We start from the raw sequence: 20,738 nt of genomic DNA, 5'->3' as shown, positions 1-20,738 counted from the left end.
TGCTGGAGTGACTAGTGCTGGAGGACTTTGGACAGGAAGTCCCGCGCCCGGGCGGTGCCGGTGCGGTCGAAGAACTCTTCGGGGGTGCCTTGTTCGGCGATGCGGCCTTCGCTCATGAAGACCACGCGGTGGGCGGCGCGGCGGGCGAAGCCCATCTCGTGCGTGACCACGACCATCGTGGTTCCCTCCGCGGCGAGTGAGGTCATCACGTCGAGGACCTCGCTCACCATTTCCGGGTCGAGCGCGCTGGTCGGTTCGTCGAACAGCACGATCTTGGGGTTCATCGCGAGCGCCCTGGCGATGGCCACGCGCTGCTGCTGGCCGCCGGAGAGCTCGGCGGGCAGTTTGTCGGCCTGGTCGGCCACCCCGACTCGGTCGAGCAGCCGTCGTGCGGTCGCTTCGGCCTCACGCTTGGGAATCCCGCGGACGCGGATGGGCCCGAGCGTCACGTTCTCGAGCACGCTGCGGTGCGCGAAGAGGTTGAACGACTGGAAGACCATGCCGACGTCGGCCCGCAGGCGCGCCAGGTCGCGGCCCTCGGCGGGCAGCGGCTTGCCGTCGAGCGTGATGGTGCCGGAGTTGATCTTTTCCAGGCGGTTGATGCAGCGGCACAGCGTCGACTTGCCCGACCCGGACGGGCCGAGGATCACCACGACCTCGCCCTGGTGGATGTCGAGGTCGACGTCGTACAGCACCTGCACCTCGCCGTAGCTCTTGTTCACACCGCGCAGGCTGGCGAGCACGGGTCCGGTCATCAGTGACCTCCGGGGCCGTCGTAGAGCTGCCAGGGCAGCAGTTCGTAGTCGTTCTCACAGGGGTTGCCGATCGCCACGCGGTACTCGCCGCTGGTCAGGTCGACCAGGCTCGAGGCGATCGTCTTGTAGCGCTTGAGTTCCGGCGCCCGCTCGTCCACGTGGGCGCACACGCCGTCGGGGTGCCCGACGTGGTCGCTCATCGTCGCGGCGACGACCTTGCGCACTTCGGCGGAGCTGGTGGCCGCGCGCGCGGCCGCGAGCCCGCGTTCGATCACCTGCACGCGGTAGAGCGAGTCCACGGGGGACACGCGGTACGTGCCGGAGATCTGCTCGGGAATGCCGTACTGGTAGTGGTTGCCGTGTACCAGCATGCCGTCGCGCGGCACGCCCCAGCGGTGCACGACCGGGGTGGTCTCGTAGTCCACGGCGACCCCGCCGCGGTGGGTCACCAGCAGGTTGGTGGCGATGTGCTGGTGGACGTCGAAGGGCACCTTCAGGGCGTTCTTCAGGTAGTCGTGGTCGAGGATCAGGCGGCGCAGCACCGGCTGCGGGATGCCGATCGGGGTGCCGAAGCGGCCGTTGAGCCCGTTGCCGTTGAGCGCGATGCCCGCGGAGTTGGCGCCGTGGCGGCCGATCTGGCCGGCCTCGACCTGCATGATGAGGGTCGGCTTGGGCGGCTGGACCACACGCAGGAGCACCACGGTGTCCTGCGTGCCTTCACGCCAGTCCCAGTTCTGTCCACAGTAGACGTGACCGTCGCCGGTCGCCTCGGGCAGCAGGGCGAAGGAGGAGCAGCCGTCGGTGGGCTCTTCGTCTTCGGCGACAGCCGGGTTGAAGGCACTGTCGTGGTTGCGGACGATCTCGCCGCGCGCGTTGAGCGCGAGGATCTCGTCCTGGTGCACGCCGGCGCCGTCGGCGATCGCGTCCATCTCTTCGAGCAGGTGCGGTGCGACGGCGGCGACGGGTGCGCGCCAGCGCCGGGCCGAGGCCTGCACGTCCGTCCACTCCAGACCCGACGAGAGCCGGAAGGCCTCGCGGTAATAGGCGATCGACGTGCGGATCTCCGCCCTGGCGGCCTCTCCGTAGGCGAGTCCCCGCTCACGGGGACCACCTTCGATCTGGACCAACCGGACTGCCATGAATACCTCTTTCCCGGTGCTGGCGATTCGTTGAAGGTTTGCGCTACATTCATCAGGAACTTGTAGTGGCAGCTACGGATAAGATAGACCGTGCTACGAAGTTGTCAACACCTGTCGTCGTTACTACATGGTTACGACGGTGCAGGACGGTCCCACGCCATGCCAAGGAGAACCGCTCCATGACGAGCCCCCAAGCGACGCCCGACTCCGCCCGAGTCCTCGACCCGACGGAGTTCTACTACGGCGGGCCGACGCCGTTTTTCGCGCTGCAGAGCGACCAGCGCTTTTCCTACTGCCTCTACGTGCCCAGCGCCCACCGCACCTCCGAGACGCCGCTGCCGCTGCTCGTCCTGATGCACGGCACCCAGCGCACCGCGGAGCGTTACCGCAACGACTACCGCGAGTTCGCGGAGGAGAACGACACGATCGTGCTCGCGCCGCTGTTCCCGGCGGGCATCGCGCAGCCCGGTGACCTGCACGGCTTCAAGCGCCTGAGCTTCGAAGGCATCCGCTACGACCTGATCCTGCTCGACATCATCGCCGAGGTCGCCGCGCGCTTCCGCGTGGACGCAGAGCGCTTCTACCTGCACGGCTTCTCCGGCGGCGGGCAGTTCGCGCACCGCTTCGCCTACCTCCACGCCGACCGGCTGGCCGCGTTGTCCATCGGCGCTCCGGGCCGCGTTACGCGGATCGACCCGGACGTCCCGTGGTGGCTGGGCACCGCCGACGTGCGCGAGCTGTTCGGCACCGACGTGCAGGTGGAGAGCCTGCGCAAGCTGCCGGTGCAGATGATCGTGGGCGGCGAGGACAAGGACACCTGGGAGATCGCGGAGCCGGGGATCGACGCCGGTGGTGACACGCGCATCGAGCGGCTGACCACCTTGCGCAAGAATTTCGAGAGCAACGGGATCGACGTGCAGTTCGACGTGGTGCCAGGGGTCGCGCACCGCGGGCTGATGATCCAGCCGGTGGTGAAGGCCTTCATCGCCGGGGAGCTGGCGCGCCGGCCGTAGCGCGTGACGGGTTCACGGGGCACGGCCGCACCGTGGCGGCCTTCCCGTGGGCACGTGGATCGGGAAACGAGGGTGGGATGGGGAACGAGGAAGAGTCGCTGCGCGCACGGATCGCGCGATGCCTGCCGAAGATGTCGCGGGCCGAGCGGACCGTCGCGGAGTACCTGCGCGACCACGGCCGTTACGCCATTTTCGCGACGGCCGAGCAGATCGGCGGCGCGACGGCGACCAGCGACGCGACCGTGGTGCGCACCGCGAAATCCCTGGGGTTCGCGGGGCTGATGGACCTGCGGCGCAGCCTGGCGCGCGAGGTCGCGCTGGAGACCAGCCCGTCGCACCGGCTGCTGACCGAGCTGCCCGACGGCGCCACCGCGGGCGATGCCGTGGTGGACAAGGTCTTCACCGACGCGACCGAGCGGCTGGCCGCCACCTGGCGGCTCGTGCAGTCCGACGAGTTCCTGCACGCGGTCGACCTGTTGGACGACGCGCGCGAGGTCCTCAGCTTCGGCCTGGGGGCCTCGAGCCTGGTCGCGCGGTACCTGACCATGCGCCTGGTCCGGATGGGCCGACGTGCGCGTTCCACGGGCGCCACGGGGTTCCAGCTGGCCGACGACCTGCTCGGCCTCGGCCCGGACGACGTCGTCGTGCTCTACATCCCCGGCCGGATCCTCGGCGAGATCGAGGTGCTGCTCGATCACGCCGAGGAGGTCGGCGCGAGCGTGGTGCTGGTGTCCAGCTCGCTGGGGCCGTTGTTCGGCTCCCGGGTGGACGTCTCGCTCACGGCCCCGCAGAGCGCCAGCAACTTCACCGGGGAGATGCTGAGCGCGGAGGTGCTCACCGACGCGTTGGTGCTGCGCCTGGCCTCCCGCGACGAAAACCGCGCGACGAAGACGTCGGAACTGCTGACTTCGCTGCGTTCCGACCTGATCAACGGTGATCTGCGCGCACCGCGCTTGCCGCGGGGCGACGGGGTCGCTGGCAGTGCCGATCGTTACTAATCCGGCCACAGTCACGGCCGAATGGCTTTCGCGGTATCGGTTGCGTGCCGCGCGGGGGTCGGCCTACTTTTGGCCGGATTAGTAACCGGGGCCGGCCGTTTTCTCCACGCCGACGGTGCTCAGGTGCCTCCGCAGGTACTCCGCCGCGTCGGCGGTCCGGCCGGTCAGCAGCAGGTCCGCGATGTCGACGTGCTCGCGGCAGCGCACCGCGGCCCGGTCGCGCGGGAGCGTGCGCCGGTACTCGATCAGACGGCGCAGGTTGTCCACGCGGCGCAGCGAATCGATGAAGAACGTGTTGTGGCTGCACGCCACCACGGCCTCGTGGAAGGCGCGGTTGCGGGCGAACAGCTCGGTGTTGGTCACGGTGTGCGCGGCGCCCTCGGCGAGCTCGAGTTGTTGCGCGCGAACGACTTCGATGGCCGCCTGGTCCACGGCGAAGCCGGGTTCCAGCAGCGCCGCGGGCTCGAGCGCGAGACGGAAGCGGTAGCTGTCCTCATAGGACTCCTGCGACGTCAGCATCGGCTGGAACTCCCAGCCGTAGCCGGGCAGCCGCTCGATCCAGCCCTCGCCGGAGATGCGGCGCAGCACGGCCGTCACCTGGGCCGGCGTGAGGGCGTAGCGGCGCGCCAGCTCGCTCTCACTCACGCGGTCGGGCAGCTCGCCGTCGAGCCGGTCCGACGCGATGCGCAGGTACTGCTCCTCGTCCTCCTCACCGGTCTCGACGGTGAGCTCGGTGACGGGGCGGGCCACGGTGTGGCCGCCGCCGGGCTCGGCGACGGCCACCACCCCTTCGTCTGCCAGCAGGCGCAGCGCCGCGCGCACGGGTGAACGCGAAACACGCAGGTGCGCGGCCAGGGTGCGCTCCACCAGCCGCGTGCCCGGCTCGGCCGCGGTCTCGCGGATGTAGCCCACGATGCGCGCCGCGACCTGCCGGGTGAGCGGGGTCGGGGTCTGTTCCACTTACCCAGGCTAGCGCCGGTGCTCGGCATCCACCCGGGTGGTGGTGCCGGTGGCGACGATCGTGCGGGTGGCCTCCACCGAGGCGTAGGTCCAGAGGATCCGCATCGGCGCCGTCGCCGAGGCGTTGCGGAACCGGTGCGGCACGCCCGCGTCAACGTAGGTGGTGTCCCAAGTGGACAGGTGGTGCTCGGCGCCGTCGATCTCCACGATCGCCTCGCCCTCCAGGATCACCACGCTCTCGGGGCAGTTGTGCGTGTGCAGCGGGATTCCCGCACCACCGTCGAAGAGGGTCTGGCCGTTGAGGAACACCTCGGCGCCCAGGGCCTTGCTCACCAGCGGGATCGTGCGCGCGCCGCCGCCGCGGTCGGCCGCGGACAGCTCGGCCGGCCGCAGCACCACGGACGGGAACGGCTTCTGCTCGCTCATCGGGTTCCTCCGAACCACACGGTCTTCACGTTCACGAACTCGCGGATCCCGTCCGCGCCCAGCTCCCGACCGTAGCCCGACTTCTTGATTCCGCCGAACGGCAGGCGCGGGTCGGAGGCGACCATGCTGTTCACGAACACCGCGCCGGCCTGCAGGCCCTTGGCGAAGCGCTGGGCGCGTTCCGAAGACCGCGTCCACACGGCCGCGCCGAGGCCGAACTCGGTGTCGTTGGCCAGTGCCAGGGCCTCGTCGTCGCCCGAGACCCGCACGATGGCCGCGACCGGCCCGAACGTCTCCTCGTCGAACGCCGCCATGCCCGGCTTCACGCGGTCGAGCACCGTCGGCGCGTAGAAGTAGCCCGGCCCGGCCACCGGCGCACCGCCGGTCCGCAGCACGCCGCCCGCGGCGACGGTGCGGCGCACCTGGTCGTCGAGCCCGTCGCGCAGGTCCTCGCGCGCGAGCGGTCCCACGGTGGTGCCCGCCTCGGCCGGATCGCCCACCCGCAGCCGTTCGACCGCCGCGGTGAAGGCTTCGGCGAACTCGTCGGCCACGGCTTCGTCCACGATGAACCGCTTGGCGTTGACGCAGCTTTGGCCGTTGTTCAGGAACCGCGCGCGCACGGCCGTCTCGGCGGCGGCCGGCACGTCGGCGTCGGCGAGGACCACGAACGGGTCCGAGCCGCCGAGTTCCAGCACCTGCTTCTTGAGCGCGGCGCCGGCCTGGCTGGCCACGAGCGCGCCGACGCGCGTCGAACCGGTCAGCGTCACGGCGGCGATGCGGTCGTCGGCGATGAGCTTCGCGACCTCGCCGACGTCGACGAGCAGCGCCCGCACCAGCCCGGCGGGCGCCGAGGCCTTGCGGAACACGTCCTCGATGGCGAGCGCGCAACCCGGCACGTTGGTGGCGTGCTTGAGGATCGCGCCGTTGCCCGCGGCCAGTGCCGGGGCGGCGAACCGGAAGAACTGCCAGAACGGGTAGTTCCACGGCATCACGGCGAGCACCACGCCGAGCGGTTCGGCCACCACGGAAGCCTCGGCCAGCACCGGGCGCTCGGCCAGGTACTCCGCGGCGTGCTCGGCGTAGTGCACGCAGTTGAGCGCGCACTTCTCGATCTCGGCCTCGGCTTCGGCGAGCGGCTTGCCCATCTCTTCGGTGATCAGCCGCGCGTACTCGGCGCTCCCGGCGCGCAGCACCGCCGCCAGCTCGCGAAGCAGCTCCACGCGTTCGGAAAGCGGTTTCTCGCGCCATTCGGCTTGTGCGGCCACGGCCGCATCCAGTGCGGCGTCGACCTCTTCGGCCGTGTGCAAGTCGTAAGTGGACAGTGACTTGCCCGTCGCCGGGTTCACGGACTGGATCATCGAGCACCCACCGGAAGGCCGGTGACGGACTCGGAAACCGCGCCGGCGAACGCTTCGGTGCCGAGTGTTCCGCCGACGTCCGCGGTGCGCGTCGCCGGGTTGTCGAGCACGGTGTCCACCGCGCGGGTCACGAGTTCCGCACCCGCCAGGAGTGCGTCGTTGCCGTCGCGGCGGCCGCGCCAGTCGAGCAGCATCGCCGCGGACAGGATGAGCGACGCCGGGTTGGCCACGCCCCGGCCCGCGATGTCGGGGGCCGAACCGTGCTGCGCCTGGCCGACGCAGACGTCGTGCCCGGCGTTGATCGAGCCGCCGAGGCCGAGGCTGCCGGACAGCTCGGAGGCTTCGTCGGACAGGATGTCGCCGAACATGTTGGTGGTCACCAGCACGTCGAACCGCTGCGGGTCGCGGATCAGCAGCGCCGCGGCGGCGTCCACGATCAGCTCTTCCAGCTCCACGTCGGGGAACTCCTGGGCGACCGCGCGCACCTCGCGCAGGAACAGGCCGTCGGACAGCTTGAGCACGTTGGCCTTGTGCACCGCCGTCACCTTGCCGCGGCGGCCGCGCGCGAGCTCGAACGCCGCCCGCGCGACGCGGGCGGATCCGCGCGCGCTCACCTTGCGCACGGACAGCGCGAGGTCGGGGTCGGGCATGAACTCGCCGGTGCCGGCGAACATGTTGCGGTCGGAGTAGAAGCCCTCGGTGTTCTCGCGCACGATCACGAGGTCCATGGGCTTGCGCAGGATGCTCAGGTCCTCGCGCGACCGGCACGGGCGCACGTTGGCGAACAGTTCGAACGTGGTCCGCAGCGCGGCGGACGGGTTGATCCCGCCCTCGTCGCGCGGCGGGTACTCGTAGTGCGACACCGGGCCGAGCAGCGTGCCGTCGACCTCGGGCACCCGCTCGAGGACCGAGGACGGCAGCGTGGTGCCGTCGGTCGCGAGCGAGGCCAGGCCGATGTCGCGGATCTCGAAGCTCAGGCCGAGCCCGAGCCGCCGATCCGCGGCTCCGAGCACGTCCAGGGTCGCCGTCGTGATCTCCGGGCCGATGCCGTCGCCGGGCAGGACGAGGACTTTCACGGACACTCCTTCCGACTGCGGATGTTCCGACTCTGGTTTTTCACTCTAGCAATATACCATCAATGTAGTGGACGCTTCAGTCTTCACATCTGTTGTAGGATCAGCTACCTTCGACCGCCAAGAGCCTCCCCACCTGTACGGCTCACGTCCCCCCGCTCGAGGAGATGGCTGCCGATGTCCCTGCTGCTTACCCAGGCCGTGTCCGCGGCCGAAGCGAACCCGACCCCCGAGGTGTGGCGGGTCATCACCAAAATGGCGTACTTCGCCGGCCTGATCGGTTCGATCGGCGGCTGCATGCTTTACCTGATCGTGCTGCGACCCGTCTTGAGGCGGCCGTCGGTCGATCCCGCCGACCGCGCAGTGCTGCAACGCCGCGCCGGCGTCTACTACGCGCTCGTCGGCACGTGGTTCCTGGTGGCGCTGTACTTCCAGATCGCCGGCAAGGGCGCCCGCGTGAAGGGCAAGGAAATCCCGTTCGGCGACGCGCTGTCGCCGGCGGCGATCTGGCGCTTCATCTCGGTGCCGGGCAAGAAGGGCGACTGGATCTCCAGCGGCGCCGAGGCGTTGATCCAGTACGCGCTGTGGGGCGTCGCGGCGATCGTGCTGATGCTGGCGTTCTCGCCGCGGCTGCGGGAAAAGCTCGGCGTGCTCACACTGACCTCGCTCATCGTCAACTTCGTGGCTTACCAGGTCACGTTGCTGCCGACGAACTTCTCCAAGGCCACCTTCGACACCATCGCCAACTCGCTGCTCGATCACCTGCACGTCTTCTCGATCTCGACGTGGGTCGGCGGTATCGCGGGCCTGGTGATCCTGGCGTTCTCGCGGCGCAGGCTCTCCCTCGGTGCCGGCGACGTGTTCGCGCAGATCTGGACGCGGTTCTCGACGCTGGCGATGGTCGCCGTGGGCTGCATCCTGATCACCGGCCTGTGGCTGGCCTACTCGCTCGTCGGCAGCCCGTCGGAGCTGTTCACCACGAGCTTCGGGCGGTTCCTCGTCATCAAGGTGTCGCTGGTGTTCACGATGATCTGCATCGGCGCGGCCAATGAGTTCGTGATGATGCCGCGCATCGGCCGCGCCCGGGCGGCCGGCGCCGAGGGTTCCGTGTTCCGCCTGGCGCTGCGCACGTTCCCCGTGCTGGTGACGATCGAGGTGCTGCTCGCCGTCGGCGTGCTGTTCGTGCTCTCGTTCCTCACCGGTTCGGCACGCGTCGAGGCCGGCGACCCCGAAGACCCGACGCTGAGCGGCACCGTCATCGGCATCGGCGTGGTGCTGGCGATCCTGATCGCGATTTCCTTCGTGACCACGGCGAAGGTGTCGGATCGCCTGTCGCGTTCGGCGGCGCGTGCCCACGAGGTCGAGCAGCGTGAGGCCGTGGCCGCGGAGAGCTGAGCGTCAAGGGCACATCAGGGAAACGCGTTGGTGTGTCAAGCGTTCGTCGTGCCCATGCCCGCCCCGCCGTCGTTCAGGAGACCTTGAGGGTCCTGAACGAGAAAGCGGTGGCGGGCATGGGCACGGTGGTTTCCGCGGTGGTGCTGGTGGGTCTGTCGGCAGTGCTGGCGCTGGTATTGCGGGTTTCTTCACGGAAGTGAGAGATCAGCCTTCGCGGTGTTCGCGGATGAAGTCGCGGATGGCGGCGAACGCGGGCTTGGGCGAGTAGTCGTCCCGGAGCAGGCCGAAGCCGCTGGTCCACCCGGCGTCCGAGCGGCTGTCGCGCAGGCCGAAGAGTTCGTACGCAGCGACGCCGACGTCGGAGTCCACAATGGCCTGCGCGACGGTTTCCAGCACTACGCGCTGAGTGGCTTCGTCGCGGTCGTCGCCGGTGGGCCAGCCCGTTTCGGTGATGTGGATGGGCGTGGTCTCGGGGACGCCGATATCGGTGGTGACCGAGCGGAATCCCGTGAGCAGGAACGTCACGGCGCCGGCGAGCTGCTCGTGGGGGATGCGACGGAAGACGTCGGGGAAGACGTCCAAGCCGAGGAAGTCCAGGCGCGCCAAGTGGTCCGGGCCGATCGCCGCGGCCAGCCGTCCCCAGAACGCGGGATCGGCGGGGCCGGCGGAGTTGACCCCGATCCCGACGTCGACGCCGAGGCGCTCGCGTTCGTCGAAGGCCGCGGCGACGCCGGCGCCGACGGCCTCGAAGCAACCCGGGCTGCCGCCGTCGAGTGGGGCCGGCACGTTGAGCTCCTCGCCGACCTGCACCTTGCCGCCGCCCCACGCGGCGACGTCGCGGACGGCCTGGCGAACGAAGCCGGCGAAGCCCTCTGGGTCGGGTTCGCAGCTCTGGTAGCACGCGACCAGGTCGATCAGCCGGCCCTCGCCCGCGTAAAGCTCAGGCCGCTCGGGTGTGCGGGACCACTCGTTCCCGAAGTGCCGGTAGCAGCGGACGTAGAACTCCGGCGCTTCCCCTTGGAGTTCCTTCAAGGCCGCCATCGTCGCGCCGGGGTCTTCCGGCGGGCAGGGCAGCGGCTTCAACTCGACCAGGTCGGCGTCGACGACACCGGGCCAGATCCCGAAGATCACAGGTACCTCCTCGTAGCCGTATACGGCTAACCGTATACGAGCAATGAGGTAATGTTCAAGCGTGCCCAAGAACGCGCTCGACAACCCGCTGGTGCTGCCGATCCTCGGCCTGCTCGTGGAACAACCGCGCCACGCGTACGCGGTGTTCAGCGAGGTCCGCAGCCGCTACGGCTACCTCGAAGTGCGCAACGCGACCGTCTACACGCTGCTGGACCGGCTCACGGCCGAGGGGTGGGTTGCCGCGACGGGCGGGGCCGAGCGCGACGTGCTCGCGGTGACCGACGACGGCGTGGCCGCGCTGGCCGAGCGCGTGCGCAAGCAGCTCGGCGCGGATCTGACCGGTGGGCCGCCGTTCGTGACGGCGTTGGCGTACCTCGGGATTCTGCCGCCGTCAGAAGCACAAGCCGTGCTGCGCAAGCGGATCGGGCTCGTGCGCGAGGAGATCGCAGGGCTCGAAACCGCCACGCGCGAAGCGGCCACGCTCGAGGTCCACATGATCGAGGCGCACTACCTGCTGTCGCGGCTGCACCACGACGTCGAGTGGCTGAGGCGCACAGCGGACCGCATCGGCGACGGCGAGCTCGCCTGGCCTCAGTGAGCGGCGCCCGTCAACGCGATCGTGCGGTCGGTGTGCGCGGCCAGCAGCGGATCGTGGCTGGCGACGAGGACGGCGGCGCCCGCGTCGGCGGCGGTGCGCAGGCGGGCGAGGACGACTTCGGCGTGGGTGCGGTCCTGGTGTGACGTCGGTTCGTCGGCCAGGACGAGGGTGGGTGCGGTGGCCAGGGCGCGGCCGACGGCGGCGCGTTGTTGTTCCCCACGGCTGATTTCGGTGGGGAGGCGGTCGGCGAACTTGGCGAGATCAAGGGTTTCCAGCAGCTTGGCGAGGTCGGCGTTGCCGCCGGTGCGGGCGGCGAAGGCGAGGTTGTCGGCGACGGTGAGTTCGTCGAACAAGCCGATGGACTGCGGCACGAAACCCAGGTGCTGCCATGGCATTCGCGCCATGGGGACGTCCGGCAACAACGACCCCGGCGTGACGCTGCCGGTGTCCGGCGTCTCCCAGCCGCCGGCGATCATCAGCAGCGTGCTTTTGCCGGAGCCCGAAGGGCCGGTCAACGCGACGAGCTCGCCGGGATGCAGCTCGAAGCTGATCGGGCGCAGCACTTGGGTGCGGCGGTAGCTCTTCGAAACATCGGTCAGGGTGAGCACGGTCATCGGATGCGTCCGTCCACGAGTTCGATCACGTCGTCGGCCACGGCGACCAGTTCGGGGTCGTGGGTGGCGACCACCACGGCGTGCCCGAGGGCCGCCAGCCGGCGAACGGCGTCGCCGACGAGGTGGGCCGACGCGCGGTCGAGCTGGGCCGTCGGCTCGTCGGCGAGCAGCGCGGCGGGATCGCCGGCAGCGGCGAAGGCGAGGGCGACGCGTTGCTGTTCGCCGCCGGAGAGGCCGCTGGGTTTGCTGTCGCCGCGGTGCCCGAGCCCGAGCGTGGCGAGCAGCTCGCTCGACGGGGTGCCGGTGCTGCGCAGGCGGGTGGCGAGTTCGAGGTGTTCGTCGACGGTGAGGTAACCGAGCAGGTTGTCGACGGGGTTCTGGAAGACGTAGCCGAGGCGGCGGCGCCGGAGTCCGCGCCGGCCCCGGGCGGACAGGGCCGTGGCGTCGACGCCGTCGATCTCGACGCGACCGCGCACGGGGCGTTCGAGGCAGGCGAGGATCCGTAGCAGGGTGGATTTGCCGGAGCCGGACGGTCCGACGAGCGCGGTGACGCGGCCGCGGGCGGCGGACACCGAAACCTCTTGCAGGGCAACGACGTCGTGGGTCGCGGTCTGGTAGGTCTGGTGCACGTCTTCGCACCGGAGTGCGTCAGTTCGTGTCACGCAGCACCTCCGACGGGCGGGCGCGCGAGACGGCGCGCTGGGCGGCGAGGGTGGCGAGCACGGCGGCCAGCAGGGTCGCCGCGGCGAGGCGGGCGGTGAGCGACCACGGAGTGGCGATCAGGGTGCCGGGCGCGGCGGCGGGGTCGAGGTCGTAGCCGGCGCTGGTGATGGCGACGGCGATCGCGGCGAAGCCGAGGCCGGCGACGAAGCCGGTGGCGAGCAGGCCGCCGACTTCGTAGAGCAGGGCGCGCCAGTGTGCGCGGGGTCCGATGTCCATGCGCCGCAACAACAAGTACGCGCTGCGCCGCGCTCGTGCCCGCGAGTTCAAGTACAGCAACAGCCCCACGAGCACGATCGCGCCGGCCAGCACGGACACGGCGGTGAGGAACAGGAACGTGTAGGTGATGGCCGCGTAGACACCGTTCGCGGTCACGTCCTGGGCCTGGCTCAGCGTGCCGACCGGTACGTGGCCGGCCGACAATGCGGGGACGATCCGCGCCGGGTCGCCGCGCAGCCACAGCTCGTGGTGCAGGTTCTCGCCGGCCAGCCGGGTGAGCACGTCGCGGCGGACGAACATCAGCGGGAACCCGGCGCTCTTCCCGGGCAGCTGCGCGACGCTGGTGACGGAGAGCTCGACGGTGTGGCCGTTGATCTCCACCTGCGTCCGCCCGGACGTGCCGGGGATCCCGGCCAGCACGCCGGCGGGTGCGCCGGGTGCGTTCAGCCCGGCGATCAGGTCGTCGAGGGCCGGGCCGGGCAGGAGGTTGTCCCAGAAGGCGGTGCTGGTGAACGTCGCCGGGTCGACGCCGAGGACGTTGACGGTGGTGTGGCCGATGGTGCCGGAGTCGTAGCGCTCGACAAAGCTGGACGGGAACCCGGGCGGCGCCTGCGCGGGCCCGGTCAGGTCGACGACCACGTCGGTGCCGACCACGAGCTGGCCCTCGGCGTGCAGCGTGCGCTCGACCGAGCCGGTGACCGTGGTCGCGTACACCGACAGCGCGATCGGGATCGCCGTCGCACCGATCAGCACGGCCGCGGCGGCCGGCGCGGACGCGAGCCGCCGCCAGGACAAGAAGGCGACCGCGCGCGACAGTGACACCGGCCGCAGACGTACCACGGAGAACCGCACGATGCGCGCGGCCAGCAGCGCCAAGCCCATCACCAGCAGCAGCGGCACCACGATCAGCCGCGGCGGGATTCGCGCGACGGTCCCCGAGGCACCCACACCCGCCTCCGGATCGTCACCGAGCACGAAATAACAGACCACCGCGGCGCCGAGCGGCAGCAGTTCCCACGGCCAGTTGTGGCGGCGGGTGGTGCGCGCGTCGAACAACGCGGTGATCCGGCGCCCGCTGGAAACGGCGATCGCCCCCAGCGTCACCAGCAGTGCGGCGGCGGCGCCGAGTACCGATCCGACCAGCGCGCCGGGCGTGACGAGCGGGCTCGGCCCCAGCGCCGCCACGAGGTAGCGCGCGAGGAACCAGCCCGCGACGCTGCCGAGCACCACGATCGTGCCGACCTCCAGCACCGCTTTGCCCACCAATGCGAGCGGTCCCACCCCACGCGACGACAACACCGCCAGTTCGGCGCGGCGCCGGTCCACCCAGAACGAGCCCGCCGCCGCGGCGATCACCAGCCCGGCCAGCGCGCCCACCGCGCCCATCGGCACGACGGTGGTGGCCAGCTGCGTGGCCACCTGGTCGGCGCGGACCACCATGCCGCCCAGCGAAGACGTGTACTCCGTGCTGCCGAAGCGGTGGAACGCCTGCCCGAGCGGATCGCCGGGGTTCTCGGTGCGGGCCCGGACGTGCTCCAGCCCGGCCACCACGGGCGGCGCGCTCGCCGTGGTCATGCCCGTGGTGTCGACGGAGCTCTCCACCAGGTTCTGCACGCCGGAGTTCTGGGTGGCGATGTGGAAGAAATCGTCCGGCGACACGAGCGCCACCGGGTACGTGCCGGTGTTGGAGAGCGGGCTGCCGCGGTAGAGGCCGACGAGGCTGCACCAGTACTGCTGGTCCGGCAGCGAACGCAGGTCGCGGTAGATCCCGGCGACGCGCATCGTCGACGTGCTGCCGCCTTCCGGCGCGGTGGCTTTGCCGGCGGGCTTGAGGTCGTTGCGGGATCCGCCGCGGACGGTCACGAGGTCGCCGGCGTGGAGGTTCTTGAGCGCGGCGAACTGGTCCGGCAGCCAGATGCCCGGTCCGGTCCCGCGCTGGACCACCTGGATGTGGCTCTCGAAGCCGGTGCGCGAGATGAGGTTGACGACCGTCTGCTCGGGGTGCGCCGGCGTGCCCGTCGCCGTTTCCACCGACGCGCCGGAGACCACGGTCGACACCGGCGCCGAAGCCCGCGGCACCTCGGCGGTGGCCTGACCGGCCAGCTTCGCGCGCGTGTCGTAGAGGCTCTTCCCGACCTGCTCGGCCACGGCGGGGTCGCGCTGCTGCATCGGCAGGCCGCCCTGCCACTGCGCGCCGACCGACCATTCACACGCCAGCGACGTCTGCTGCTGCAGCGTCGCATTGCCCGCCGCCGAAAGGAACAACGCGACGGCCGTGGCGGGCAGCGCCACCAGAACCGCGGCCGCCGCGACGGCGATCACCACCGCCGGATTGCGCCACCCCGTCCGCACGGCCCGCGACCACGGCGTGGGCAACCCCCTCCTCGGCATGTCGAGGAGTTTCACACAAGCGTTTGCCCCTCAGTGCGCGCCGAGATCGTTTCGAAACGCCCGCGCTGGCCGACCGCACCCGCGCGACGACGGGCTGTGGCCGAATCCCGCTCAGCGGGCCGGTTCGAGGTGGGCGTGCCCGTCCGGAGCGCAGTGCGAGCACACGCCGGTGAGGATCGGCGCGCCCGTGCCTTCGGCGGTGCCGACGGAGTCGAGGCGGCCGCAGTTCGTGCACAGCAGGTGGCCGTGTTCGGGCCCGGTCAGCTCGTAGCGCTGGGCGACGCCGACGGTGTCGAAGCGGCGGACGAGCCCGGCGGACACACCGGTGGCGAGGACGTCGTGGATCGCGCGGGTGGAGGCGAAGCGGAGGCGGTCGCGGACGTGGGGGAGCAGCTCGGCGACGGTGGTGTGCGGCTGCTCGGCGAGGGTTTCGAGCACGACCTGGCGGGCGGTGGTCACGCGCAGGCCGGCGCGGCGCAGGCGGGCCCCGGCGTCGATGTGGCCGGGCGACGGCTGGGGGAGCGTGGGAGTCGGGGGCACAAGACCTTTCTAGTACCTAGAGTTGATGGAGTCAATTGTCAGATGGAGTCAAGTGTGGGTTGCGCAGCGGCGTAAGGGCAGGTGGGCAGGGGTTCGGCGGGTGATTTGTGAGCTTCTCCACGCCAGAGTTGATGCAGTCCATTCTGGGGTACGCTGCGGGCATGGACGCGTTCGGGGTGCGGTTGCGCCGGGTAGGGCTGCGCAACACGCCGCAGCGGCGAGCGGTGCTGGCCGCGGTCGAGCGGCACCCGCACTCGACGGCGGCCGAACTCGCCGTGGACCTCGAAGCCGACGGCGTTGCCGGCGGGCTCTCCCGGCAGGGTTTGTACAACGTGCTCGAAGACCTGGTTTCGGCCGATCTGCTGCGTTCGCTGGAGCCCGCGGGCTCACCCGCGCGCTTCGAACCGCAGCGGCACGACAACCACCACCACCTCGTCTGCCGCGGCTGCGGGGCGATCCAGGACGTGCCGTGCGCCGTCGGCACCCCGCCGTGCCTCGAACCGGTCACCGCGCCGGGCTTCCGCGTCGAATCGGCCGAGGTGACGTGGTGGGGCGTGTGCGACGCGTGCGCTTCCGCTGCTGAGTGACTTCCGTCCACAACGGACTGACGGCCGCCGGGTCGGCGGTATTGTCACGTCACGCGCGGTCAGTTTCTCTCCACGCCATGCGGCATCACGTCTCCCGGGGTTTCCACCCGCGGGAAGAACCACTTCTGTCGGGAGCAGCTAAGCGCTGCGGCGCCGGCTCTAGTCGTCCGGCTGCGCCCGTAGGTGGCGGCGCAGCGTCTCGTCACTGCCCAGACCACTGCGCCGCGCCGCCGCGGCCACGGTCTCGCCGCTCATCACCAGCGCGATCGCCGCTTCCCGGCGCACCGCGGCGACGTAGGTTGCCGGCGTCTGGCCCGTGCCTTCCTTGAACAGCCGCGAGAGGTGGCGCGTGCTGAGTCCGGCGCGCTGCGCCATGCTCGTCAGGCAGTGGTCGCCGGCCGGGTCGGCGGCGACCTCGTCGCACAGCGCGCGGACGATGTCACGGCGCGGGCGCGGGGTGCGGGCGGGCACGGAGAGCTGGGGCTGCGCGCCGCGGCGGCGCATGAAGACCACCAGCTCGCGCGCGATCTCGTGGGCCAGGATGTCGCCGGCGTCCTCCTCCACCAGCGCGAGCGCGAGGTCGATGCCGGAGCTGACGCCGGCGGAGGTGAGCACGCGGCCGTCGCGGACGTAGATCGCCTCGGGGTCGACCTCGACCGCGGGGTAACGCTCCTGCAGCGTGTCGGCGTGGCGCCAGTGCGTGGTGGCGCGGCGGCCGTCGAGCATGCCCGCGGCGCCGAGCGCGAAGGCGCCCGCGCACACCGACGTCACGCGCCGGGCTCCGCGCGCGAGGTGCCGGATCGAGGTGAGCAGCTCGGCGTTCGCCCCCGGTTTCACGAGGCATTCGCCGCCGGGCACGACCAGCGTGTCGACGCCGGTCATGTCGGCCGCGGCCTGGTCGACGCCCAGGCGCAAGCCGCTCGACGTGGTGATGTCGCGCCCGTCCGGGGAACACATCGTGACGACGTAGCCGGTGCCGAGCTCGGCGGCGACGTCGAACACCTCGAGCGGCCCGGTCACGTCGAGCAGCCGGACGCCGTCGAACACGAGGACGGCGATCGGGACATCCGGTCTCGACAGGCCCACCCGGGGAATCTACGGCGGCCCCCGGTCACAGGAAAGGGCCGGATGTGTGGGCTGCGTGTCCGCATCCGGTCGGTTACCCGGTGTTAGCTTTTCCTCGGTCGACGCGAAGGCGGTGCCCAGGATGAAGCTGCAACACGGTCTCGGCGGTCTCGAAGGCCTCGAGGGTTTCCCGTTGGACTACGAGAAGCGCGTGTTCGTCGAAGACTGGGAGAAGCGCATCTTCGGCATCCACGCGGCGATGATGGGCCTGAGCGCCTCCTTGCGCGACTCCGTCGCCGGCTACGACCTCGACGCGGTGCCCACCACGTTCCGCACCACGTGGACGTGGGCCCACCTGCGTTCGGGCGCGGAGGCGATGCACCCGTTCGAGTACTTCAAGTTCCGCTACTACGAGAAATGGCTGGGCGGCATCAGCGAGTACCTCGTCGAGCAGGGTTACCTGACGCAGGAGGAGCTGGACGCCGCCACGGAGCGCTTCCGCGAGCAGCCGCAGGCGCAGCTGCCGGACCGCGCCGCCGAAGCCGTCGACGACCAGGTGCTCGACTACCTGCGCCGCGGCGACACACCGAGGCGCGGCCCGGCCACGCCGGCGTTCGCGGTGGGCGACGAGGTCGTGGTGCGCAACCCGCCGGCCACGGAGCACACGCGGCTGCCCGGGTACCTGCGCGGGCACCGTGGCCGGGTGGAGCGCGTGTTCGAGGGCAACTACTCGTACTTCGTCTCGACCGGCGGCGACGGGCTCGGGGAGCCGATGTCGGTGTACATCGTGCGGTTCGAGCCCGAGGAGCTGTGGGGCGAGGAAACCGAACGCGCGGCCGGCCCGCTGTACGCCGAGCTGTACGAGACCTACTTGTCCGCCGGATCGACGAGGGACGGAAACCGATGAGCGAGCTGTTCGCCTACCCCGACGACCGCGAGGAGGCGAGCGCCGCGCAAGTGAAGGCGCTCGAGGCGCTCCTGATCGAGAAGGGCGTGATCACCGGGTCCACTGTGGACAAGGTACTCGGCTACTTCGAGTCGGAGATGACGCCGCTCAACGGCAAGAAGATCGTGGCCCGCGCGTGGGTCGACCCGGAGTTCGCGCGGCTGCTGGCCACGGACACCCCCAAGGCGATCGCGCAGCTGGACCTGCCCGAGGGCATGGCCGGCGCCGAGGGCGAGCACATCGCGGCCGTGGTCAACGAGCCCGGTGTGCACAACCTGGTGATCTGCTCGCTGTGCTCGTGCTTCCCGTGGCCGGTGCTGGGGCTGCCGCCGTACTGGTACAAGGACCCGGTGTTCCGTTCCCGCGCGGCGCGCGAGCCGCGGGTCGTGCTGGCCGAGCTGGGTGTGGAGCTCGACGACGACACCGAGGTGCGCGTGTGGGATTCGAGCGGGCACTCGCGGTGGTTCGTGGTGCCCGCGCGGCCCTCGGGCACGGAGGGCTGGAGCGAGGAACAGCTCGCCGAGCTCGTGACGACGGAGTCGATGATCGGCGTGGCCCTCGCGGGCCCGGCGGCGTGAGGACGGGCATGGCGATCGACATCAGCACGCTGGACTACGACGAGACCGGGCACGTCAAGTTCCACTCGTCTTGCTCCACGGACCTCGAGCAGCCCGTGTTCGACGCGGAGTGGCAGCGGCGCGCGTTCGGCCTGGCGGTGGCGCTGTCGGAGTTCGGCCACTACGCGTGGGAAGACTTCCAGCGCGAGCTGATCGCGGCCATCGGCTCGTGGCAGTCCGCACCCGACGACGAAAAGGGCCGCTGGGAGTACTACCGGCACTGGGTGACGGCGCTCGACACCGTCGTCCGGCGCCACGGCCTGCTCGAAGAGGGGTACGTCAACCCCGAGGACCGCGACTGAGGGTGAGCGCGTTCACCTAGACTTCCTCCTCACCGGGCGAGCGGCTCGCCGGGGCGACGCGGAGGAGGCGGCAGGGTTGGTCAGCCGGGCCGAGAAGAACGAATCGAACCCCGACCTGGGCGTCCTCGCCGGGCGGCTGCTGTTCGCCGTGCAGCACGAGCTCTTCACCTCCCTGGCCGCCCAGGGCTTCGCCGACCTCCACCCGCGCCACGGCGCCGTGCTCGCCTACCTGGACACCGAGGGTGTCCGGGCAACCGAGCTTTCGCGCCTTTCGGGGCAGCACAAACAGGTGATCGGGACGATGATCGACGAGCTGGAGGCCCTCGGGTACGTCCAGCGCCGCCCGGACCCCGCCGACCGCCGCGCGAAGCTGATCTGCCCGACGGAGCGCGGGCTGGCCGAGATGCGCGCGGCGGGCCGCATCATGACGGCTTTGCAAGAGCGGCATGCGCGCCGGCTGGGGCGTGAAGTTTATACGCAGTTCAAGGCCGTGCTGTTCGATGTAGTGGAGCATCAGCGCAAACGCACTGTGTGACGCGGTCAGCCGATCCGGTGTGGGCCGGGCTCGGTCCAGCCGGGGTCTCCTCGGGCGATGAAGGAAACCCATGCGTTGTGGGTGCTTCGGGCGAGGTCTGCGGGTGGTTCGCCGGGGCCGAGCAATGCGTGTTCGCCCCGCAGGCCGGGTAGGTCCAGGCAGTCGAAGACAAAGGGCAGTTCGACGCAGTGACACGCGCCGAGGCGGCCGTCGAACGCGGGTGAGCGCCAGCGGAAGTCGTAGGTGTATTCGCCCAGATTTTCGTTGGCTTCTCTGAAGGCGTCGGTCATCAACCGGGTGAGGAGCTGCTCGGGGTTGTCGTGGGGGTGCGTTTCCCGGCACCGAGCGATGCGGGCCTCGGGGTCGGGGAAGCGTCGTCGGGCACCCTTGCGGAGGCTCGCTTCGGTGGTGTCGAACGCGAAGGGGATCGAGTAGAGGTTGGCTTCGTCGGCGTTGGTGCCGGCGAGGAGATCGACGTCGCCGCGGACGCCGTCGGCGGGTTGGCGCGTCAGGAGTTCGCCGTCGAGGACGGGTTTGAAGGGGCTGCTGCCGAGCGACGGGTCGAGGAAGTCGTGCTCCGGCTCGAGGTGCCCGGTCAGGTCGAGGATGCGCTCGTCGCTGAGGTCCGCCAGCGCGGCGGCCGTGGCCGGCCGACCGAGGGCTGCCCCGAACGCTCGCGTGGTGACCGCGGCGCGTTCGGGCGGGTAGCAGCACAGGGCGTGACCGCTCTGGCTGATCCCGCGACGGAACAGGTCCGTGGGCGTGGTCATCAGCGCCAGCACGAGCATGGCGCCGGCGGACTGCCCGCCGAGGGTGACGTTCCCGGGATCCCCGCCGAAGTTCGCGATGTTCTCGTTGATCCACCCGAGAGCGGCCAGCACGTCGAGCAGTCCACGATTGGCCGGCGCGTCCGGCAGATCGAGCCAGCCGATCGCGCCGAGCCGGTAGTTCACGGTCACCAACACGATCCCGTCGCGGGGGAAGGCCTCGGTGGCGTACACGGGCGCGTGGCCGGTCCCGGTGGCGAAGCCCCCGCCGTGCAGGAAAACGAGCACGGGCAGGTTCCTCGTACCGGGATCCGGCGTGGAGACGGTGAGGCTGAGGTAGTCGCCTCGTGCCGTGGTCGTCCCGAGAACCGGCGACAGATCAGCCCGCCCGAACGGCCGCATCCGCTGCGGCGCGGTGGCCCTTGCCGCACCCCTGACGCCGTCCCACCTGGGCGGCGGCCCCGGCGCGGCAAACCGCCGTGCCCCGACCGGCGTCGGCGCGTACGGAATCCCGGCGAACGTGACACCGTGCGCGCCTCGGCGGCCGAGCACCTTGCCTGAGCTGGTGCGCACGCTGATCACCGGGTCC

Annotated in this window: 22 protein-coding genes; 9 read left to right on the top strand and 13 right to left on the bottom strand. The window is 70.7% G+C overall.

Going from position 1 to position 20,738, the window contains the following annotated elements; genetic code table 11:
* Nucleotides 1-11: 11 nt before the first annotated feature.
* Nucleotides 12-755: an amino acid ABC transporter ATP-binding protein gene (locus tag K1T34_RS06860; protein ID WP_220243443.1), complete on the bottom strand. Its 744-nt coding sequence runs from the start codon at nucleotides 753-755 to the stop codon at nucleotides 12-14.
* Nucleotides 755-1,894, bottom strand: a complete 1,140-nt coding sequence (locus K1T34_RS06855; protein ID WP_220243442.1) for a C45 family peptidase — start codon at nucleotides 1,892-1,894, stop codon at nucleotides 755-757. Before K1T34_RS06855 ends, K1T34_RS06860 begins: the two co-directional genes overlap by 1 nt.
* 179 nt (nucleotides 1,895-2,073) lie before the next feature.
* On the opposite strand from K1T34_RS06855, the gene K1T34_RS06850 reads away from it, so the two are divergent.
* Nucleotides 2,074-2,907 (top strand): PHB depolymerase family esterase, encoded by an 834-nt coding sequence (locus K1T34_RS06850; RefSeq protein ID WP_220243441.1) that lies wholly within the window; start codon nucleotides 2,074-2,076, stop codon nucleotides 2,905-2,907.
* A gap of 77 nt (nucleotides 2,908-2,984) precedes the next feature.
* Entirely contained in the window at nucleotides 2,985-3,905 is a 921-nt protein-coding gene (locus K1T34_RS06845) for a MurR/RpiR family transcriptional regulator (protein ID WP_220243440.1), read from the top strand.
* 78 nt (nucleotides 3,906-3,983) lie between these two features.
* On the opposite strand, the gene K1T34_RS06840 is transcribed toward K1T34_RS06845, so the two are convergent.
* The 4 genes from K1T34_RS06840 to K1T34_RS06825 are packed head-to-tail and all read right to left on the bottom strand — an operon-like array spanning nucleotide 3,984 to nucleotide 7,725.
* Nucleotides 3,984-4,865 (bottom strand): GntR family transcriptional regulator, encoded by an 882-nt coding sequence (locus K1T34_RS06840; protein ID WP_220243439.1) that lies wholly within the window; start codon nucleotides 4,863-4,865, stop codon nucleotides 3,984-3,986.
* A 9-nt stretch (nucleotides 4,866-4,874) separates the two neighbouring features.
* The gene (locus tag K1T34_RS06835; protein ID WP_220243438.1) at nucleotides 4,875-5,291 is read right to left on the bottom strand and encodes a cupin domain-containing protein; all 417 of its coding nucleotides are present in this window, start codon (nucleotides 5,289-5,291) and stop codon (nucleotides 4,875-4,877) included.
* The gene (locus K1T34_RS06830) at nucleotides 5,288-6,649 is read right to left on the bottom strand and encodes an NAD-dependent succinate-semialdehyde dehydrogenase (RefSeq protein WP_220243437.1); all 1,362 of its coding nucleotides are present in this window, start codon (nucleotides 6,647-6,649) and stop codon (nucleotides 5,288-5,290) included. Before K1T34_RS06830 ends, K1T34_RS06835 begins: the two co-directional genes overlap by 4 nt.
* Entirely contained in the window at nucleotides 6,646-7,725 is a 1,080-nt protein-coding gene (locus tag K1T34_RS06825; RefSeq protein ID WP_220243436.1) for an isocitrate/isopropylmalate dehydrogenase family protein, read from the bottom strand. Before K1T34_RS06825 ends, K1T34_RS06830 begins: the two co-directional genes overlap by 4 nt.
* A 174-nt stretch (nucleotides 7,726-7,899) precedes the next feature.
* On the opposite strand from K1T34_RS06825, the gene K1T34_RS06820 reads away from it, so the two are divergent.
* A complete protein-coding gene (locus tag K1T34_RS06820; RefSeq protein ID WP_220243435.1) occupies nucleotides 7,900-9,117 on the top strand; it encodes a copper resistance D family protein in 1,218 nt (405 codons plus the stop codon).
* Between the two features lie 204 nt (nucleotides 9,118-9,321).
* Here the strand turns inward: K1T34_RS06820 and K1T34_RS06815 are convergent, their stop codons facing one another.
* Entirely contained in the window at nucleotides 9,322-10,248 is a 927-nt protein-coding gene (locus tag K1T34_RS06815) for a hypothetical protein (RefSeq protein ID WP_220243434.1), read from the bottom strand.
* A 61-nt stretch (nucleotides 10,249-10,309) separates the two neighbouring features.
* Between K1T34_RS06815 and K1T34_RS06810 the strand changes: the two genes are divergently transcribed.
* On the top strand, nucleotides 10,310-10,846 hold the full coding sequence (locus K1T34_RS06810; RefSeq protein ID WP_220243433.1) for a PadR family transcriptional regulator: 537 nt from the start codon (nucleotides 10,310-10,312) through the stop codon (nucleotides 10,844-10,846).
* Here the strand turns inward: K1T34_RS06810 and K1T34_RS06805 are convergent.
* The 4 genes from K1T34_RS06805 to K1T34_RS06790 form a co-directional block, all read right to left on the bottom strand.
* Complete coding sequence (locus K1T34_RS06805; RefSeq protein ID WP_220243432.1) at nucleotides 10,840-11,460, bottom strand: ABC transporter ATP-binding protein; 621 nt, start codon at nucleotides 11,458-11,460, stop codon at nucleotides 10,840-10,842. The two genes, K1T34_RS06810 and K1T34_RS06805, sit on opposite strands and share 7 nt — an antisense overlap.
* Nucleotides 11,457-12,122 carry an ABC transporter ATP-binding protein gene (locus K1T34_RS06800; RefSeq protein ID WP_220243431.1) on the bottom strand — a complete coding sequence of 222 codons (666 nt, stop codon included), beginning with the start codon at nucleotides 12,120-12,122 and terminating at the stop codon, nucleotides 11,457-11,459. Before K1T34_RS06800 ends, K1T34_RS06805 begins: the two co-directional genes overlap by 4 nt.
* Entirely contained in the window at nucleotides 12,109-14,790 is a 2,682-nt protein-coding gene (locus K1T34_RS06795; RefSeq protein ID WP_255638364.1) for an ABC transporter permease, read from the bottom strand. Before K1T34_RS06795 ends, K1T34_RS06800 begins: the two co-directional genes overlap by 14 nt.
* 111 nt (nucleotides 14,791-14,901) lie before the next feature.
* Nucleotides 14,902-15,330 (bottom strand): Fur family transcriptional regulator, encoded by a 429-nt coding sequence (locus tag K1T34_RS06790; protein WP_255638363.1) that lies wholly within the window; start codon nucleotides 15,328-15,330, stop codon nucleotides 14,902-14,904.
* Between the two features lie 161 nt (nucleotides 15,331-15,491).
* Between K1T34_RS06790 and K1T34_RS06785 the strand changes: the two genes are divergently transcribed.
* Entirely contained in the window at nucleotides 15,492-15,917 is a 426-nt protein-coding gene (locus K1T34_RS06785) for a Fur family transcriptional regulator (RefSeq protein ID WP_220243430.1), read from the top strand.
* Between the two features lie 159 nt (nucleotides 15,918-16,076).
* On the opposite strand, the gene K1T34_RS06780 is transcribed toward K1T34_RS06785, so the two are convergent.
* A complete protein-coding gene (locus K1T34_RS06780; protein ID WP_255638361.1) occupies nucleotides 16,077-17,003 on the bottom strand; it encodes a GlxA family transcriptional regulator in 927 nt (308 codons plus the stop codon).
* Between the two features lie 121 nt (nucleotides 17,004-17,124).
* Here K1T34_RS06780 and nthB point away from each other — a divergent pair, with 121 nt between their 5' ends.
* From nthB to K1T34_RS06760, 4 genes are all read left to right on the top strand, one after another.
* Nucleotides 17,125-17,889, top strand: coding sequence for a nitrile hydratase subunit beta (nthB, locus tag K1T34_RS06775; RefSeq protein ID WP_220243429.1), 765 nt, complete (start codon nucleotides 17,125-17,127; stop codon nucleotides 17,887-17,889).
* A complete protein-coding gene (gene nthA, locus K1T34_RS06770) occupies nucleotides 17,886-18,506 on the top strand; it encodes a nitrile hydratase subunit alpha (protein WP_220243428.1) in 621 nt (206 codons plus the stop codon). Before nthB ends, nthA begins: the two co-directional genes overlap by 4 nt.
* 8 nt (nucleotides 18,507-18,514) lie before the next feature.
* Entirely contained in the window at nucleotides 18,515-18,847 is a 333-nt protein-coding gene (locus K1T34_RS06765; RefSeq protein ID WP_220243427.1) for a nitrile hydratase accessory protein, read from the top strand.
* Between the two features lie 76 nt (nucleotides 18,848-18,923).
* Entirely contained in the window at nucleotides 18,924-19,382 is a 459-nt protein-coding gene (locus tag K1T34_RS06760) for a MarR family winged helix-turn-helix transcriptional regulator (RefSeq protein ID WP_220243426.1), read from the top strand.
* A gap of 5 nt (nucleotides 19,383-19,387) precedes the next feature.
* Here the strand turns inward: K1T34_RS06760 and K1T34_RS06755 are convergent, their stop codons facing one another.
* On the bottom strand, nucleotides 19,388-20,722 hold the full coding sequence (locus tag K1T34_RS06755) for a carboxylesterase/lipase family protein (protein ID WP_255638360.1): 1,335 nt from the start codon (nucleotides 20,720-20,722) through the stop codon (nucleotides 19,388-19,390).
* Between the last annotated feature and the right edge of the window lie 16 nt (nucleotides 20,723-20,738).

This window comes from Amycolatopsis sp. DSM 110486 (assembly GCF_019468465.1).
GTDB lineage: Bacteria > Actinomycetota > Actinomycetes > Mycobacteriales > Pseudonocardiaceae > Amycolatopsis.
The sequence above is the reverse complement of the archived record's forward strand: the minus strand, read 5'-3'. Positions and strand labels throughout refer to the sequence as shown.

Excerpts from the sequence above, each read along its gene's own strand:
- K1T34_RS06805 (WP_220243432.1), bottom strand. The coding sequence starts at position 11,460 with ATGACCGTGCTCACCCTGACCGATGTTTCGAAGAGCTACCGCCGCACC.
- K1T34_RS06820 (WP_220243435.1), top strand. The coding sequence starts at position 7,900 with ATGTCCCTGCTGCTTACCCAGGCCGTGTCCGCGGCCGAAGCGAACCCG.
- K1T34_RS06860 (WP_220243443.1), bottom strand. The coding sequence starts at position 755 with ATGACCGGACCCGTGCTCGCCAGCCTGCGCGGTGTGAACAAGAGCTAC.
- K1T34_RS06845 (WP_220243440.1), top strand. The coding sequence starts at position 2,985 with ATGGGGAACGAGGAAGAGTCGCTGCGCGCACGGATCGCGCGATGCCTG.
- K1T34_RS06830 (WP_220243437.1), bottom strand. The coding sequence starts at position 6,649 with ATGATCCAGTCCGTGAACCCGGCGACGGGCAAGTCACTGTCCACTTAC.
- nthA (WP_220243428.1), top strand. The coding sequence starts at position 17,886 with ATGAGCGAGCTGTTCGCCTACCCCGACGACCGCGAGGAGGCGAGCGCC.
- K1T34_RS06850 (WP_220243441.1), top strand. The coding sequence starts at position 2,074 with ATGACGAGCCCCCAAGCGACGCCCGACTCCGCCCGAGTCCTCGACCCG.
- K1T34_RS06855 (WP_220243442.1), bottom strand. The coding sequence starts at position 1,894 with ATGGCAGTCCGGTTGGTCCAGATCGAAGGTGGTCCCCGTGAGCGGGGA.
- K1T34_RS06765 (WP_220243427.1), top strand. The coding sequence starts at position 18,515 with ATGGCGATCGACATCAGCACGCTGGACTACGACGAGACCGGGCACGTC.
- K1T34_RS06795 (WP_255638364.1), bottom strand. The coding sequence starts at position 14,790 with ATGCCGAGGAGGGGGTTGCCCACGCCGTGGTCGCGGGCCGTGCGGACG.
- K1T34_RS06835 (WP_220243438.1), bottom strand. The coding sequence starts at position 5,291 with ATGAGCGAGCAGAAGCCGTTCCCGTCCGTGGTGCTGCGGCCGGCCGAG.
- K1T34_RS06785 (WP_220243430.1), top strand. The coding sequence starts at position 15,492 with ATGGACGCGTTCGGGGTGCGGTTGCGCCGGGTAGGGCTGCGCAACACG.
- nthB (WP_220243429.1), top strand. The coding sequence starts at position 17,125 with ATGAAGCTGCAACACGGTCTCGGCGGTCTCGAAGGCCTCGAGGGTTTC.